We start from the raw sequence: 16351 nt of genomic DNA, 5'->3' as shown, positions 1-16351 counted from the left end.
CTACGGGGCAGGGCAGCCCGCGCGCGCCGGAGACCGGGGCGCGTCAGGAGAGGGCGTGGTTGGACTCCCGCAGCGCGACGTGCACCGTGATGTCCCCGAGCGGGGTCTCGAGCGGGATGACGAGGCGGCGCAGGCTCAGGGTGGAGATCGCCGTCCCCTTCCCCACCACCACCGAAGGCGGAGCGATCTTGACCGGGTAGCCGGCCTTCTCGAGCTCGCCGCTGGCCAGGCCCGTGATCACGTTGCCCATCTCGGCGACGGCGCTCTCCACCATGCTGTCGAAGACAGGCATGATCTCGCCCGTCATGGCGCTCACGAGGTTCTTCGCCGTCTTCTCCGACATGGCGTAGAGAACGAGCCCCTGCGCCCGCCCCACGACCCCGATCAGGACCGTGACCTCGTCGGAGATCAGCGGAGAGTCCTCGATGGTCACGGTGCCCCGCTTGACCTCGCACCGGGCCTCCGTCTGAAGGACCCGGTAGGCGGCGCTGACGAACGGGTTGATGAACTCGGCTTTCACGGGTGATCCGTCCCCTGCCTTCCTTGGCGTGTCTCGGCCTCCGGCCGGGAGGCCGGAAGCGTGGTGTAGAAGAACGGCAAGAGTGGGGTGAATCCGAGCTCTCTGGCCCGGAGAAGGCTCTCCGTCCCCCCCACGAAGAGGACCCCGCCGGGGCGCAGCGAGCGCCGGAACCGCTCGTACAGGGCCGTCTTCGCTTCCTCGGCGAAGTAGATCACGACGTTCCGGCACACGATCAGGTCCAGGTCTCCCGGGAACGGGTCGGACAGGAGGTTGTGCTGGACGAACCGGACGGCGCTGCGGATGTGGGGCACCACCTGCCAGCCGGACGGCGTCTCCGTGAAGTAGCGGCGCCGCCGCGCGGGGGAGACCTCCTTCATCTCCCGCTCCTGGTACACGGCTTCCCGGGCCTGTGCCAGGGCGGTGGCGTCGACGTCGGTGGCCAGGATGTCGTGCCGCCCGCCCGGGTCGATCTCGTCGAGGATGATGGCGATCGAGTAGGGCTCCGCCCCCGTCGAGCACCCGGCGCTCCAGATCCGGAGCGGGCGCCGCTCCCGCAGGAGAGCCGGCAGCACCTTGTGCTTGAGGTCCTCGAAGCGGTCCGGGTTGCGGAAGAACTCCGTCACGTTGATGGTGAGGAAATCGCGGAACTCCTGCAGGCGCCTGGAGTCGCTCTGGAGGAGGCGGCTGTACTGGATCAGGTCGGGAACGCCGACCCGGCGGAGGATCCCCTGCAGGCGCCGCTCCAGCTGGTTCCCCTTGTACGCGTCCAGGTCGATCCCGGTCAGGGTCTTCACCGTGCGCCGGAAGACCGGATAGCCCTCCAGGTTCATGGCGCCGCCCCGCCTGCCTCCGCGACCGCGCCGCCGCCGGGCGGCGCTGCCACCAGGCGGGCGATCGCGCCCGCGATCTCGTGGACCGGCAGCACCTCGTCGGCCAGCCCCATCTCCACCACGGCCCGGGGCATGCCATAGACCACGCAGGTCGACTCGTGCTCCGCCACGCACCGCCCGCCGGCCCGCTTCACGGCGTACGCGCCCCGGGCCCCGTCGTAGCCCATGCCGGTAAGCACCACTGCCAGCACCCGGGAACCGAACACCTGGGCCGCGCTCTCCAGAAGGGGGTCCGCCGCCGGCCGCACCCCGTGCACGGGCGGGTCGTCCGTGAGGTGCACCCGGCGCCCGGGGGTCACCGTCATGTGCAGGCCGCCGGGGGCGATCAGGACCTGACCCGGCAGCACGGGGTCGCCCTCCTCGGCCTCCCGCACGGCGATCGGTGAGATCTCGTCGAGCCGGTTCGCCAGGGAACGGGTGAATCCGGGGGGCATGTGCTGGACCACCAGCACGCCGGCGCCCAGGTCCGCCGGCAGACGGGGCACGACCTGATGCAGGGCGCCGGGGCCGCCCGTCGAGCAGGCGATCACCACGACCTGCCCGGCCGCCTCCGCGACCGGTGCCAGCCCCGGCGCCGGGGGGTCCTTGGGCCGGGCCAGCCTCGGCAGCTCCGCCAGGGCACGCCGGTACCTCACCTTTGCGCCGGCAGCGGCCCGGACCTTGCGGACGAGGTCGGCGCGGACCGTGGCCATGTCGAGCGAGATCGGCCCGGAGGGCTTGGCGAGGACGTCCACGGCCCCCATGGCCAGGGCCCGGATCGTGGCCTCCGCCCCCTCCCGGGTGTGACTGGACACCATGACCACGGGGGTGGGCCTCTGCCGCATGATCTCGCGCAGGGCGCCGTAGCCGTCCAGCCGCGGCATCTCGATGTCCAGGGTGATCACGTCGGGTGCGAGCGCCAGCGCCTTCTCCACGCCATCGAGGCCGTCGCGGGCCGTGCCCACCACCTCGATATCCGGTTCGGAACCGAGGAGCTGGGAGATGATCCGGCGCATGAAGGCAGAGTCGTCCACGACGAGGACGCGGATGGGGCGCGTCTCCATGTGCCGGCCTCCTAGCCGACGAACTTGCGCACGGTCGCCAGGATCTTCTCGGGCTCGAAGGGCTTGACCACGAAGTCGCGCGCCCCCGCCTTGATCGCCTCGATCACCATGGTCTGCTGCCCCAGGGCGCTGACCATGACCACCTTCGCGTCGGGATCGATGCTCTTGATCTGCCGGGTGGCCGTGATGCCGTCCATGACCGGCATGGTGATGTCCATGAGCACCAGATCGGGGTTCCAGGACTGGTACTTGGCCACCGCCTCCTGACCGTTCTCCGCCTCCGCGACCTCGTAGCCGTGCTCCGTCAGGAGCTTGGCGGAGCGCATGCGCATGAAGGCGGCGTCATCCACCAGGAGGATCTTCGGCAACGGGTCTCCCTCCCTAGAGAACTTTCTCGCCCCGACCGACCGTGGACACCCGTACCTGGCCGGTGGCGACGACGAGCTGCACGGTCCGTCCGTAGTTGCCCCCGGTATCCTCGGCCGTCAGGGGGATCCGGGCCGCCGCCAGGACCTGGCGGACCGCCTCCACGTTCCGGGTGCCGATGTCCAGCCGGGAACCCGGCGCGATCGCGTCCAGGACCCGGGCGCCGCCCGCGATCTTGGCCACGAGCCGCCCGCGGCTGCCCCCGAGGGCGAGGATCGAATCGATGAGAGCAGGGATCGCGGTGTCGGCGAAGCGGCCGGGCTGAACCGGGCCCCGGGCGAGCTCCGACGACGGCAGCACCACGTGGGCCATCCCTCCCACCCCGGCGACGGGATCGATCAGGGCCACGCCCATGCAGGAGCCCAGTCCGTAACACACGAGCACCTCTTCGGGATCGCGACTCGCCGCCATCTCGCCCAGCCCCAGGGGCGTGATTCGCGTCATGCAAGATCCTCGAGCGCCGCGACCAGCCGGCTCATGGAGTCCTGGTCGGGCAGGAGCAGGAAGTACCCTTGCACGGTCCCGTTGATGGCGGTCTCGACGAGGAGCACCTCGTCCGCCTGCAGGAGGAGGTCCAGCACCACCTGCTGCAGGATCGCGCCCGCCATGTCGGTCACGACCGCGGGTGCGCTGGGCACGATGGCGAGCCCCGTACGGTTGGCGAGGACGTTGAGGAGGTGCGAGCCGGCGACGTTCCCGGCCTCCGCCAGGGCGGAGAGCTCGAGCTCGCCCAGTTCGGCCGTGGTCCCGGGCGGGGCCCCGAAAAGGAAGTCGGCCGCCCGCCGGGCACCCGCCTCCGTGAACAGGAGCACCAGGTGCCCGCGGAGGTCACCGCCGATCGCCAGGTAGACCGCCACGACCACCGCCGCCGGTCCCCCCGCCACCTCGGGAACCTCGGTGAGAGGGATCATCCGCACGACGGGCGACTCGAGGCGAAGTTGCCCGCCGGACATGGCGGACAGCCCTGCCGAGGCGTTCGCCAGGCCGTCCCGGACGATGGCCTCGAGGCTACTGAACTGGCGGGCGGTGAGGGAGACCATCGGCTAGGCGCTCCTCGGACGGGCCAGGAGACCGGAGCTGATGGAGATCAGGCCGGCGACGTCGAGGATGATGGCGACGCTGCCGTCGCCGAGGAGGGTGGCGCCGGAGATGCCCGGCACCTCGCCGATGTACTGCCCCAGCGACTTGATGACCACGTCGCCCTCGCCCACCAGCCCGTGGACGACGATGCCCACCTGGCGCCCGAACACGTTGACGATGACGGCGAAGAGCTCCCCGGGCTCCTCCCCGGCCGGGAGGTCGACCTCGAAGGCGCGCTCCAGCCGGACGAGGGGCACGACCGTCCCCCGGCTGACGATGACCTCCCGCCCCTTCACGGTCTGGATCTCGGCGGGCGTGAGGTGGACGGTCTCGGTCACGGCGCCCAGGGGGATCGCGTAGACGGTGCCGGCGTGCTCGACCAGGAGGGCCCGGATGATGGCGAGGGTGAGCGGCAGCTTGATGCGGAACTCGGTGCCCCGCCCGACCTCGGACTGGATCTCCACGGTCCCGCTCAGCTTCTCGATGTTCTTGTGCACCACGTCGAGGCCCACGCCCCGGCCCGAGACCTCGCTGACCTTCTCGGCCGTCGAGAACCCGGGGGCGAAGATCAGCCGGACGGCCTCCTCGTCCGAGAGCCGGCGGGCCGCCTCCTCGCTCAGGAGGCCCTTGCGGACGGCGGCAGCCCGGACCCTCGCCGGGTCGATGCCGCGCCCGTCGTCCTTCACCGTGATGATGATGTGGTTCTCCTCGTGCCTGGCCTCCAGGATCACCGTGCCGGCCCGCGGCTTGCCGAGGCGCACCCGCTCGTCGGGCGGCTCGATGCCGTGGTCGATGGCGTTGCGGAGGATGTGCATGAGCGGGTCGCCGATCTCCTCGATGACCGACCGGTCCAGCTCGGTCTCCTCGCCCCGCACGATGAACTGGATCTCCTTGCCGGCGGCGTGCGCCAGGTCGCGGACCATGCGGGGGAACTTGCGGAACAGGCTCTGCACCGGCAGCATCCGGGCCCGCATGATCAGCTCCTGCAGGTCGGCGGTCACCCGTCCGATGTGGCTCACCGCGCCGAGGAGGTCCCGCACGTGCTCGTCCTCTCCCCGCTGCACCTCCATGGTGGTCAACACCTGGACGAGGCGCGTGCGGTCGATCACGAGCTCGCCGACGAGGTTCATCAAGTTGTCGAGGACCTCGACGTCGACCCGGACCGTGCGGGCCCCCTTGATCCGGAGGCTCCCGGGGCTCCCTGCCGGCGGTGAACCGTCGCCGGCCGGACGGACCGGCTCGGCCTCGCCCTCCTCGTCCTGCTCCTCCAGGGTCACCGCAGCGAGGTCGTCCGCGGCCACCGGCGGGAGGCTCACTTGTCGCACCGACGTGACGCGCAGTTCCGGCACGGACGCCAGGGCGGCGCGCAGATCGGCCTCGCTCTGCGCGGAGGCGTAGAGCACCCGCAGGTTCTCGCCGACCCGGTCCTGCTCGATCTCGTCCTGGGTCGGCCAGGAGCGCACGACCTCGCCTCGCTCGCCCAGGGCCAGCAGGGCCTGGAAGTAACGTACGGACGGCATGGGCGCGTCCGGGCTGACGGTCACCTCGATCCACCAGGGGGTGAGGCCGCGCGCCTGCGCCTGCCGCAGGTACTGGGCGTCGGCGGGATCCGGAGCCGGGCCGGGCCCGCCGGGCGCGTCCGGGGCGCCCGGGGGCGCCGCCGGCGCCTCCACCGCTGCCTCCCGCTCGACGAGGGCCAGCCGGGCCAGGACCTCCTCCGTCTCGATGCCGGCCTCCTCCCCGGAGGCGATCTCCTCCTTGAATGTCTTGAGCACGTCGAGGCAGGCGAAGAGCGTGTCCACCACGCGCGGGGTGGGCCGCACGGCCCCCTTGCGGAGGCGGTCCAGCAGGCCCTCCATGGCGTGGGTCACCTCGGCCATCTTGCGGTGCCCGAGGGTGGCCGACGAGCCCTTGAGGGTGTGGGCGGCCCGGAAGATCTCCTGGAGAGCCTCGGCGCCCCCCTGCCCGCCCTCGAGTGCGAGGACGTTCTCCTCCATCACCTGGAGGAGCTCCTCCGCCTCGTCGAGGAAGACCTTGATGTCCTCCTCGGTCGCGTCAAACTGCAGCACCGTGCCGTCCCCCCTCGATCGCGGGCCGCCGGTCCTCACGCGTGAGGACCCGGTGCAGGTCCAGGAGTGCGACCAGCCGGTCGCCCAGGCGGGCCACGCCCTGGACGAAGGCGAGGCTGCCGTCCGTCCGGTCCTCGGGCGGGGGCTCGATCGTCCGCACGGGCAGGCGGACGACCTCGGAGACGCCGTCGACGATCATGCCCACGGTCCCGCTCGCCTCGGTCTCCACGACGGCGATGCGGGTCTTGCGGGTGACCGGCCCGGGCGTGAACCCCAGCCGCATCCGCAGGTCCATCACCGGGATGACCCGGCCCCGGAGGTTCGTCACCCCCCGGATGTAGCGCGGGATGCGGGGGATGGGGGTGATGCGGTAGCTCTCGGCCGGCACCACCTCCCGCACGTCCCGGATCGGGGCTCCGTAGAGTTCGTGCCCGACCTGGAGCACCACGATCTGGATCTCCCCGCCGGCGGCGGTCGGGTCAGGCAACGGGATCACCTCCCGCCTCGGACGCGGTGGCCACGGCCTCCGCCGCCCGGTGGACCACCTTGTGCAGGTCGAGGATCAGCACGAGCCGCTCGCCGACCCGGGCGATCCCCGAGACCACGCGCTCCACCGGGTCCACGGCGATGGGTGCCGGCGGGCTCACCTGGTCCGGGGCGAGCTGCATCACCTCGGTCACCTCGTCGACGATGAGCCCCGCGACCTGGCCGTCCCACTCGACGACGAGGATCCGCGCCTCCGCGTCCGGCCGAACCCGGCCGGTGCCGAAGCGGCGCCCCAGGTCGACGACCGGGATCACCTCGTCACGTAGGCGTACCACTCCCTCCACCAGCGGGGGGGCACCCGGCAGCGGCGTGGGGGAAGACCACGCCACCACTTCCCGCACGTGGTCGATGGGCAGCGCGTACGACTTCCCTGCCACCCCGAAGACGACCACCTGTTCCGCCAACGCCCGCTCACACCTCCGCCGCCGCCAGAAGTGAACCATCCATTCTAGAGAAAATCTGCCAGTATCGTTCCACGGCCGGTTCCAGAAGTCCTTCTGCCAGAACACGCACCCGGTGAAGGATTTCCGACCCGGCGTGCCGGCGGGCGTCACGCGCCGGTGCTGCCGAACCCGCCGCGGCGGGGTCCGCCCGGCCGGTCGTCGTCCGTGACCTGGTAGGGGTGGAAGATGCCCTGGGCGACCCGCTCCCCGCGCGCGATGCGCACCGGCCGGTCCGTCCGGTTGTAGACGGCGATGAGGATGTGCCCCTCGTTCTCGGGGTTGTCCGCGTAGTCGGCGTCGATCACGGCCACCCCGTTGGCCAGCATCAGCCCGCGGCTCACCGCCAGGCTGCTGCGGATGTAGAGGGCCAGGAACTCGCCCGGCGGCATGTAGGCCTTGAGCCCGGTGGGCACCAGCGCCACCCCGCCCGGGGGCACCTCGACGTCCTCCGCGGCGGCCAGGTCGTACCCGGCCGAAGCGGCGGTCTTCCGCTGCGGGATCTCGATCCCCTTTCCCCGGTACGCCCGCACCACCTCGAAGCGGCGCAACGGCGATCACCTCCTCCGGCGCCTGCACGCGAAACGGCCGCCGGCTACCGTGCCGCGGCCTCGCTGTCCGACGGGATTCACCCTAGCGCCGCCCCCTGTCCGGCCTTCGGTCCCCGTGCCTTCCGGGCGGCCGGTCGCCCCGGGCCGGCGGCGGGGGCGCTGCGGGCCGGCCCGGCCGGCCGTCCCGGTCCCGGCGCACGGCGCCGGCGGGCAGCGGTTCGCCGCGCTTCTCCCGCTCGGCCCGGAGCACCGCCTTCCGGGAGAGGTTGATGCGCCCGAGCTTGTCGATCTCCGTCACCATGACGGTGAGCTCGTCGCCGATGTTCACCACGTCCTCGACCCGCTCGACGCGCCCCTCGGCCAGCTCGCTGATGTGCACGAGCCCTTCCTTCCCCGGGAGGATCTCCACGAAGGCGCCGAAGTTCATGAGCCGGACCACCTTGCCGGTGTAGATGCTCCCGGGTTCGGGGTCCTTGACGAGCGCCTCGATCATGCGGCGGGCCTTCTCGCCGGCCTCGACGTTCACGGCGGCGATGTGCACGGTGCCGTCGTCCTCGATGTCGATCTCCGGCTTGCGCCCGTTCACCGCGCACTCGGCGATGATCTTGTTGATCATCTTCCCGCCGGGGCCGATCACCTCGCGGATCTTGTCCGGGTGCACCTTCATCGTGATGATCCGCGGGGCCCACGGGGAGAGTTCCGGCCGCGGGGCGGGGAGGACCTTGAGCATCTCGTCCAGGATGAACAGGCGGGCCTGGCGGGCTTGCGTGAGGGCCTTCTCGAAGACCTCCCGGGTGGTGCCGGAGATCTTCATGTCCATCTGCAGGGCGGTCACGCCCTTGCGGGTGCCCGCCACCTTGAAGTCCATGTCCCCCAGGGCGTCCTCGATGCCCTGGATGTCCGTCAGCACGGCGAACTCCCCCGGCTCGCCCTCCACGAGGCCCATGGCGATGCCGGCCACCGGCGCCTTGATGGGCACCCCGGCGTCCATCAGGGCGAGCGTCGACCCGCACGTGGACGCCATGGAGGTCGAGCCGTTCGACTCGAGCACCTCGGAGACGACCCGGATCGTGTACGGGAACTCGTCCTCCGACGGCAGCACCGGCTCCAGCGCCCGCTCGGCCAGCGCCCCGTGGCCGATCTCCCGGCGCCCCGGGCCGCGCATCGGCCGGGTCTCGCCGACCGAGAACGGGGGGAAGTTGTAGTGGTGCATGTACCGCTTGAACTCCTCGAGGGTGAGGTCGTCCAGGCGCTGCACGTCGGAGACCGTGCCCAGGGTGCACACGCTCAGGACCTGGGTCTGGCCGCGCTGGAACAGCCCGGAGCCGTGGGTGCGGGGCAGCACCCCGACCTCGATGTGCAGGGGCCGGATCTCGTCCAGCCGCCGGCCGTCGGGGCGGATGCCGTGCCGGAGGATCGCCCGGCGGACCTCCTCTTTCAGGATCGTCTTGAGCAGCGCCGAGATGTCCTTCTCCTGGTCCGGGAACCGCTCCGCCAGGGCGGCGTGCACGTCCGCGCCGACCTGGGCGATGGCCTCCTCCCGGGCCTGCTTGCCCGGGTTCTCCACCAGCGCCCGGCGCAGGGGCTCCGTGGCCAGCTCACGCACGGCCTGCTCCAGCTCGGCCGGCGGCCGGTACAGGGGCACGTCGCGCTTGGGCTTGCCGACGGCCTGGCGCATCTCCTCGATCAGCCGGATGACCTGGCGGGACACCTCGTGGCCGAAGAGGATGCCCTCGAGCATGATCTCCTCGGGCACTTCCCTGGCGCCGGCCTCCACCATGAGCACGGCCTTGTCGGTCGCCGCCACGACGAGGTGCATCTCGCTGCGCTCGGCCTGTTCGGCGGTGGGGTTCACCACGAACTCGCCGTCCACCCGCCCCACGATGCACGCGCCGATCGGGCCCTCCCACGGGATGTCCGAGATGTGGAGGGCCGCGGAGGCGCCGACCATCGCGCAGAACTCCGGCGCGCAGTCGGGGTCGACGCTCAGCACCGTGCAGATCACCTGGACGTCGTTCCGGAAGCCGTCCGGGAACAGCGGGCGGATCGGGCGGTCGGTGAGCCGGGCGTTCAGGATCGCCTTGGTGGTGGGCTTGCCCTCCCGCCGGAACCAGTTGCCGGGGATCTTGCCCACCGCGTACAGGCGTTCCTCGTAGTCGACGGTGAGCGGGAAGAAGTCGACCCCTTCCCGGGGCTGGGCGGACGCGGTGGCCGTGACCAGCACGACGGTGTCGCCGTAGCGCACGAGCACCGATCCCCCCGCCTGTTTCGCCAGACGGCCGGTCTCGAGGACCAGTTCCCGGCCGCCCAGCGTCATGCGAAACTCTCGGGGCTCCACGGAATTCCTCCCTTGGTGCGCGTCCGGGCGGGCCGGGCCCGCCCGCCTCATCTGGGCTTCGTCGAGGACCCGATCGAGGGCCAGAAAGGATTCCACATCTGGTGTAGTATTTCCTTTGCGGCCACTTCCTGAACAGAAGAAAGACCAGGCCCTCCGGGCCTGGTCCTCGCCTACTTCCGCAGGTTGAGCGCTTCGATGAGCTGCTTGTACCGCTCCACGTCCACCCGCTGCAGGTAGTTCAGCAGGCGCCGGCGCTGGCCGATCATCTTGAACAGCCCCCGCCGGCTGTGGTGGTCCTTGTGGTGGACGCGCAGGTGCTCGGTCAGCTGGTTGATCCGCTCGGTCAGGATGGCCACCTGCACCTCGGGGGAACCGGTGTCGGTGTCGTGGATGCGGTACTTCTCGATGATGCCTTTCTTGGCTTCCTGCGTCAGCGCCACGGGCTCCTTCCTCCTGACTCACAACTCACGGCTCACGACTCGCAACGACCTCCGCGGTCCCAGCCTGCCGCCGGAAGGAGGCGTGCCGGCCGAGATCCGGGCCAGAGCGAGTGTAACACACCCGTGGTCCCGTGTAAATGGCCGCGGGGGCCGCCGGGGCTCAGGCGGGCTCGGCCGCGCCGGGGCGCTGCCGGCGGCGCGCGGCGGCCGGCGGCACCGTCCCGCCGGTATCCAGCGTCACCCGCGCCCCGGCCGCCACCCAGCGGCCGGACGAATCGGTGCGGAGAGGCAGCTCCACCTCGTCGACCCACGGCTGGTCCTCGATGAGGGCCGACAGGCGCAGGAGGAGATCGGCCAGCCCTTCCCGGACCGGCTCCTCGCCGGCGCCGCCCGGGGCGAGGGGGCCCAGGTGGCCGACCAGCTCCGCGGCGTCGGCGTCCGTGAGCGGCGTGATCCGGAAGACGGGCGGCGCGGGGCGCCCGCATCCGTCCGCCCCCTGCACCCCGATCACCGGCCCGAACACCGGGTCCTGCACCACCCGCGCGGTGAGGGCGGGCGGCCGCCGGCCCCGCCGGCCGCCCGCGCAGGGGATACCGTAGGCGTCCAGCAGGCGCGCCGCCTCCGCCGGCCGCAGGGTCACCCGGGGCGCCCTTGCCGCGCCCTGCACCACCGCGTGGGCCTCCTCCCGCCGGATGCCGGGCGGGTCGACGTAGCGCCCGGCCGGCCGGGACCGCCAGCGGGCGTAGGCGCACACACGCCCCAGGGCGATGGCCGCCGACTCCGGAAACCGGTACGAGGGGATGGTCGGGCCGTCCGGGCCCGTGAGGGGCGCCACGCCGCTCGTCCCCATGAAGCAGGCGGCCACCGGTTTCTCCTGCCCCGCCGCCGCCACGGCCCGGCGGATGGCGGCGGCGACCGAGCCGGTCTCCGCGGTGAGCACGGGCACGTAGATGACGATCGCCGCGTCGATCCCCGGGTCGGCGAGCACGGCCCGCAGCCCCCGCTCGTATTCCTCCGGGCCGGCCGCCGGGCCGAGGTCGAGCGGGTTGCGGGGCTCGGAGCCCGCGGGCACCACGGGCATGAGCTCGTCCCGCACGTGGGGCGAGAGTTCCGGGATCTCCAGTCCCGTGCCGGCGCAGGCGTCGGCGCACAGGATGGCCGGACCTCCGGAGTTCGTCACCACGCCGACGCGGCTGCCGCGCGGGAGCGGCTGGTACGCCAGGAGCAGCGCCGCGTCGAACATCTCCTCGAGCGTGTTGGCCCGGATCACCCCTGCCTGCTCGAAGAGCGCCTCCACGTACCGCTCGCCGGCCTCCCGCGCCGCCGTGTGAAACAGCGCCGCCCGGGATCCCTGGGGGGTGCGGCCGCTCTTGACCACCAGCACCGGCTTGCGGGCCCCCACCCGCCGGGCGATGCGGGCGAACTTGCGCGGGTTGCCGAAGGACTCGAGGTACAGGAGGATGAGGTCGGTATCCGCGTCCTCCTCCCAGTACTGCAGCAGGTCGTTGCCGGACACGTCCGCCTTGTTGCCCACGCTCACGAAGGTGGAGAAGCCGAGGCCCAGCTCGGTGGCGTAGCGGAGCACGCTGAGGCCCAGCGCGCCGCTCTGGGACAGGAAGCCGACCCGGCCCCGCGGGGGCATGAGGCGGGAGACGCTCGCGTTGAGGCTCACCGCCGGGTCCGTGTTGATGAGGCCCATGGAGTTGGGGCCCACCAGGCGCAGGCCGTGGAGGCGCGCCAGGTCGGCGATCTCCCTCTGGCGCCGCCGCCCCTCCTCGCCCAGCTCGGCGAAGCCGGCCGTGAGGATGACGAGGGCCCGCACCCCGGCGGCGATCGACTCGCGCACGACCTCCGGCACCTCGGCGGCCGGCACGGCGATGAGGGCCAGGTCAGGCGCCTCGGGGAGCTCGGCGACCGAAGGGTAGGCCCGCACCCCGGAGATCGACGTCGCGCTCCGGTTGACCGGGTAGACGGGACCCTGGAAGCCGGCGTGGATCAGGTTGCGGAAGAGGAGCCCGCTGATCGTCTCCGGGTCCCGGGAGGCCCCCACCACCGCCACAGACCGGGGCCGGAAGAACGGGACGAGCGAGGCGGCCACCGCCACCCGCTCGCGCAGCTCGGCCCGGGCCCGGGCGGCCTGCACTCCGGCCATGGGGAAGTGCACGTGGATCGTGCCGCCCTCGTAGGCCCGGGTGAGCTCGAAGCCGCTCTCGGCGAAGACCTGCATCATCGGCCGGTTCTCCGCCAGGACGTCTGCCTCGAACGTGTAGATGCCGTGCAGGACGGCGATGCGGGCCAGCCGTTCCAGGAGCAGGCTGCCGAGGCCCCGGCCGTGGAAGGCGTCGTCGACCATGAACGCCACCTCGGCGGAGCTGCGCCGGGGCAGGCGGACGTAGGTCCCGATGCCGATGACCTTCTCGCCCGACTCGTCGCCGTGCACCGCCACCAGGCCGGCCCGGTTCTCGAAGTCGACCGTGACGAACTCCCGGATGAGGGCCGGGCTCACCTGGGACACGGCGGCGAAGAAGCGCAACCGCAGGCTCTGCAGGGAAGCGCGGCGGAAGAGGTCGGCCACGGCCGCCTCGTCCTCTTCCCGGGCCACCCGCAGGAGGACGACGGTCCCGTCGCGCAGCACCACGTGCTCGCTGTAACGAGCCGGGTCGCGGACCCGCTCCACCACGTCCTGTCACCCCCTGCGTCAGGCGCCCGGGACGGTCACGCGCTCAGGAGCGAGGGGTCGAACTCGGCGAGGGCCGCCCGGGCGTTGCGCTCGTCCTGGTGAAGCTGGCGGGCCAGGGCGTCCAGGTCGGGGAAGGCGCGCTCGGCCCGGAGCCGGCGCACGAACTCGACCTGCAGGCGCCGCCCATACAGGTCGCCCTGGAACCCGAAGAGGTGCACCTCGACCCGCAGCCCGGTGCCCCCCACCGTGGGGCGGGTGCCGAGGTTCAGCATCCCCCCGTACCGGGTGACGCCCCCCTCGTGGGGCAGCACGGCGTGCCGCCCGGGCGGGAGGACGGTGACCCGTACGGCGTAGACCCCGGGGGCCGGCAGCTGCCGGCCGGCAGCCGTGTTCAGGTTCGCCGTCGGGAAGCCGAGGCGGCGGCCCCGCCGGTCGCCCGGGATCACCTCTCCGGAGAGCGCGAAGGGCCTACCGAGGAGTTCGCCTGCCCGGCCCACTTCGCCTGCAGCGAGAAGGTAACGGACGGCGGTGGACGACACGGTCTCGCCGCCCAGGCGGACCGGCTCGAAGACGCGCACCTCCACCCCGTGCCGGGCGCAGAGCTCCACCAGGGTCCCGGCGGTTCCCCGTCCGCCACGGCCGAAGGTGAAGTTGAAGCCGACCATCACCTGACGGGCGCAGAGGTCGCCGATCAGGATCCGGTCGACGAACTGGTCGGCGGTGAGGTCGGCGAACTCCCGGGTGAAGGGGATGACCAGGTGCACGTCGACCCCCAGCGCGGCAAGGACGTCGGCGCGCTCCTCCACGCTCTGGAGGTGGCGGGGCGCCTCCTCCGGGCGGAGCAGCGCCATCGGGTGGGGGTCGAACCCCATCACGACCGACTGCCCGCCGGCGGCGCGAGCCGAGTCCACCAGGGCGCGCAGGATCGACTGGTGCCCCAGGTGCACGCCGTCCCACATGCCGATGGCCACCCGGTTGCCGCCCGGGTGGCGGGGCACCTGCTCCACGCTCCGCACGAGTTCCATCTCGGGCCCCATCGCCCTCCTCACGGGAGCACTTTCTCGAGGGCCAGCGCGCCGCCGGAGCCATCCCGGCGCGCGACGGCGACGAGCTGGCCGTCCGGGTCGACCAGCGCCACCCGGTCCCGCGCGGCTTCCCGGGCGCCGGCTCCGCTCCATGCCGGCGGCTCGGCGGCCACGGGGCGCCGCGGCGGCCGCCCCTGCCGCACGGCGCGCACCTCGTCCCGGGCGAGCCGCACCACGGGCAGGTGCGCCACCGCCCGCAGCGGCGGCAGGAGGTACCGCTCGACCCCGCCGGCCTCCAGCGCCTCCAGGGCCACGGCCTCTTCCAGCGAAAACGGCCCGACGCGGTGGCGGACCAGCCCCGACAGGTGCGCCGGTACCCCGAGCGCCGCGCCGATGTCGGCCGCCAGGGCCCGGACGTAGAACCCGGCCGAGCACTCGACCGCCAGGTGGGCCACGGGGAACTCGCCCGGCTCGTATCCGACCAGCTCCAGGCGGTACACGGTGACCCGCCGGGGGGCGCGCGCCACCTCCACCCCCTGCCGGGCCAGCTCGTACAGGCGCCGCCCGCCCACCTTGAGCGCGGAGACCATGGGCGGCACCTGCTCGATCTCTCCCCGGAACCGGGACAGCACGGCGGCCACGGCCTCCGCCCCGAGCCCCGGCACCGGAACGCGGGCGGTCTCCCGGCCGCCGGCGTCGAGGGTGTCGGTGGCGATGCCGAAGGTCACCGCCGCCCGGTAGGCCTTGCCGGTCTGGCCGATGTACTCCGCCAGCCGGGTGGCCGGCCCCAGGCACAGGGGGAGGACGCCGGTGGCCCCCGGGTCCAGGGTCCCCGCGTGGCCCACGCGGCGCTCGCCCGCCAGGCGCCGTACGCGGGCGACCACGTCGTGCGACGTCATGCCGACCGGCTTGTTCACGTTGAGGACCCCGATCACCCCAGCGCCTCGGCGGCCGCTGCCACCACCTGTGCCTCCACCGCGGCGATGTCCCCCTCCACCGTGCAGCCGGCCGCGCGCGGGTGCCCTCCGCCGCCGAATCGCTCCGCGACCCGGCTCACGTCGAGGCCGCCCCGGGACCGGAGGTTCACCCGGACCTTCCCGTTCCCGGTCTCGCGGAACAGGAGTCCCACCTCCACTCCGGCGATCGAGCGGGCGAAGTTCACCATCCCGTCGACGTCCTCGTCGGTGGCGCCGGTGGCGGCGAGCATGTCCCGGGTCACCCTCAGCGTCGCCACCCGCCCGCCGGCGTGCAGCTGGAGCGTGGCCAGGCAGGCCGACAGGAGGCGCAGCCGCTCCGGGGTCTCGCTCTCCCACACGGCCTCGGCGACGCGGTACGGCAGCACGCCGGCCTCGATGAGCCGGGCGGCGATCTCGTGCGTGGCCGGGGTGGTCGAGTCGTACCGGAAGCTGCCCGTGTCGGTCACGATGGCCGTGTAGAGGCAGGTGGCCGTCGGCGGGTCGACGGGCGCGCCCATCTCCACGACCAGGCGGTAGGCCATCTCTCCGACCGCCGCCGCCCGGAAGTCGAGCCAGTTGTAGTCGCCGTAGCGGCCGTTGGTGGCGTGGTGGTCGACGTTCAGGGTCCGCCGGCAGCGCCCGAGGAGGGGCTCCGCCGGGCCGACCCGGCTGCGGTCGCCGCAGTCCAGGAGCACCCCGAGGTCCCATTCCCCATCGAGCTCCTGCCACGGGCGGAACAGCTCGGTCCAGCCCGGCAGGAACTGGTAGATCCGGGGCACCGGGTCGACCCCGACGCACCAGGCCTCCTTGCCCAGCGCCCGGGCCGCGCGGCACACCGCCAGCGAGGACCCGATGGTATCCCCGTCCGGCGACACGTGCAGGAAGAACAGCACCCGCCGCGCGTCCAGGATGAGCCTGGCCGCCTCACGGGCGCCGATGTCAGCCACGGTCCGTCCCACCTCCGTCGGCCCCGGGTCCCTCGCCGCGCTCCGCCGGCGCGGGGCCGCCGCCCTCCGGGCGCAGCTGGTGAAGGATCCGGGCGATGCGGTCCCCGTGCTCGATGCCCCGGTCCAGCACGAACCGGATCTCCGGCGTGAAGCGAAGCCGGAGCCGCCGCCCGAGCTCGGTCCGGATGAAGCCCTTGGCGCTCTCCAGGCCGGCCAGGGTTGCCTCGCGCGCCGCCTCGTCCCCGAGGATGCTGACGTGCACCTTGGCGACCCGCAAGTCGCCCGAAAGGTCAACCTTGACGATCGAGGCGAAGCCGATCCGCGGATCCTTCACCTCGTGCTGGAGCATGTCCGCGATCTCGCTCTGGATCTGGGCCGCAAGCCGCTCCTGCCGCATGCC

The 16351-nt window shown here is 72.7% G+C and carries 17 protein-coding genes; all 17 read right to left on the bottom strand.

The window, feature by feature from the left end; all coding sequences use genetic code 11:
- Positions 1-43: 43 nt before the first annotated feature.
- Positions 44-520, bottom strand: coding sequence for a chemotaxis protein CheX (locus tag caldi_RS02555; RefSeq protein WP_264843550.1), 477 nt, complete (start codon positions 518-520; stop codon positions 44-46).
- The gene (locus tag caldi_RS02550; protein ID WP_264843549.1) at positions 517-1350 is read right to left on the bottom strand and encodes a CheR family methyltransferase; all 834 of its coding nucleotides are present in this window, start codon (positions 1348-1350) and stop codon (positions 517-519) included. Before caldi_RS02550 ends, caldi_RS02555 begins: the two co-directional genes overlap by 4 nt.
- Positions 1347-2453: a protein-glutamate methylesterase/protein-glutamine glutaminase gene (locus caldi_RS02545; protein ID WP_264843548.1), complete on the bottom strand. Its 1107-nt coding sequence runs from the start codon at positions 2451-2453 to the stop codon at positions 1347-1349. The genes caldi_RS02550 and caldi_RS02545 overlap by 4 nt, the downstream gene beginning before the upstream one ends.
- Positions 2454-2464: 11 nt before the next feature.
- On the bottom strand, positions 2465-2821 hold the full coding sequence (locus tag caldi_RS02540) for a response regulator (protein ID WP_264843547.1): 357 nt from the start codon (positions 2819-2821) through the stop codon (positions 2465-2467).
- A gap of 13 nt (positions 2822-2834) precedes the next feature.
- Positions 2835-3323: a chemotaxis protein CheD gene (locus caldi_RS02535; RefSeq protein ID WP_264843546.1), complete on the bottom strand. Its 489-nt coding sequence runs from the start codon at positions 3321-3323 to the stop codon at positions 2835-2837.
- Positions 3320-3919 carry a hypothetical protein gene (locus tag caldi_RS02530; protein WP_264843545.1) on the bottom strand — a complete coding sequence of 200 codons (600 nt, stop codon included), beginning with the start codon at positions 3917-3919 and terminating at the stop codon, positions 3320-3322. The genes caldi_RS02535 and caldi_RS02530 overlap by 4 nt, the downstream gene beginning before the upstream one ends.
- A 3-nt stretch (positions 3920-3922) precedes the next feature.
- Entirely contained in the window at positions 3923-6028 is a 2106-nt protein-coding gene (locus tag caldi_RS02525; protein ID WP_264843544.1) for a chemotaxis protein CheA, read from the bottom strand.
- The gene (locus caldi_RS02520) at positions 6015-6515 is read right to left on the bottom strand and encodes a chemotaxis protein CheW (RefSeq protein WP_264843543.1); all 501 of its coding nucleotides are present in this window, start codon (positions 6513-6515) and stop codon (positions 6015-6017) included. The genes caldi_RS02525 and caldi_RS02520 overlap by 14 nt, the downstream gene beginning before the upstream one ends.
- Complete coding sequence (locus tag caldi_RS02515) at positions 6508-6978, bottom strand: chemotaxis protein CheW (protein WP_264843542.1); 471 nt, start codon at positions 6976-6978, stop codon at positions 6508-6510. Before caldi_RS02515 ends, caldi_RS02520 begins: the two co-directional genes overlap by 8 nt.
- Positions 6979-7124: 146 nt before the next feature.
- Entirely contained in the window at positions 7125-7565 is a 441-nt protein-coding gene (gene dut, locus caldi_RS02510; RefSeq protein WP_264843541.1) for a dUTP diphosphatase, read from the bottom strand.
- An 82-nt stretch (positions 7566-7647) separates the two neighbouring features.
- Entirely contained in the window at positions 7648-9882 is a 2235-nt protein-coding gene (gene pnp / locus caldi_RS02505; RefSeq protein ID WP_264844713.1) for a polyribonucleotide nucleotidyltransferase, read from the bottom strand.
- Between the two features lie 191 nt (positions 9883-10073).
- Positions 10074-10337, bottom strand: a complete 264-nt coding sequence (gene rpsO, locus caldi_RS02500) for a 30S ribosomal protein S15 (RefSeq protein WP_406568117.1) — start codon at positions 10335-10337, stop codon at positions 10074-10076.
- Positions 10338-10503: 166 nt separating this feature from the next.
- A complete protein-coding gene (locus caldi_RS02495; RefSeq protein WP_264843539.1) occupies positions 10504-13023 on the bottom strand; it encodes a bifunctional acetate--CoA ligase family protein/GNAT family N-acetyltransferase in 2520 nt (839 codons plus the stop codon).
- A gap of 35 nt (positions 13024-13058) precedes the next feature.
- Positions 13059-14060 (bottom strand): bifunctional riboflavin kinase/FAD synthetase, encoded by a 1002-nt coding sequence (locus caldi_RS02490; protein WP_264843538.1) that lies wholly within the window; start codon positions 14058-14060, stop codon positions 13059-13061.
- Positions 14061-14068: 8 nt separating this feature from the next.
- Positions 14069-14983: a tRNA pseudouridine(55) synthase TruB gene (truB, locus tag caldi_RS02485; RefSeq protein WP_264843537.1), complete on the bottom strand. Its 915-nt coding sequence runs from the start codon at positions 14981-14983 to the stop codon at positions 14069-14071.
- Positions 14980-15951, bottom strand: a complete 972-nt coding sequence (locus tag caldi_RS02480; RefSeq protein WP_264843536.1) for a DHH family phosphoesterase — start codon at positions 15949-15951, stop codon at positions 14980-14982. Before caldi_RS02480 ends, truB begins: the two co-directional genes overlap by 4 nt.
- On the bottom strand, positions 15944-16348 hold the full coding sequence (rbfA, locus tag caldi_RS02475; RefSeq protein WP_264843535.1) for a 30S ribosome-binding factor RbfA: 405 nt from the start codon (positions 16346-16348) through the stop codon (positions 15944-15946). Before rbfA ends, caldi_RS02480 begins: the two co-directional genes overlap by 8 nt.
- Positions 16349-16351: the final 3 nt, after the last annotated feature.

The sequence above is a fragment of the Caldinitratiruptor microaerophilus genome (assembly GCF_025999835.1).
GTDB lineage: Bacteria > Bacillota > Sulfobacillia > Symbiobacteriales > ZC4RG38 > Caldinitratiruptor > Caldinitratiruptor microaerophilus.
This window is presented reverse-complemented; position numbering and strand designations above follow the sequence as displayed.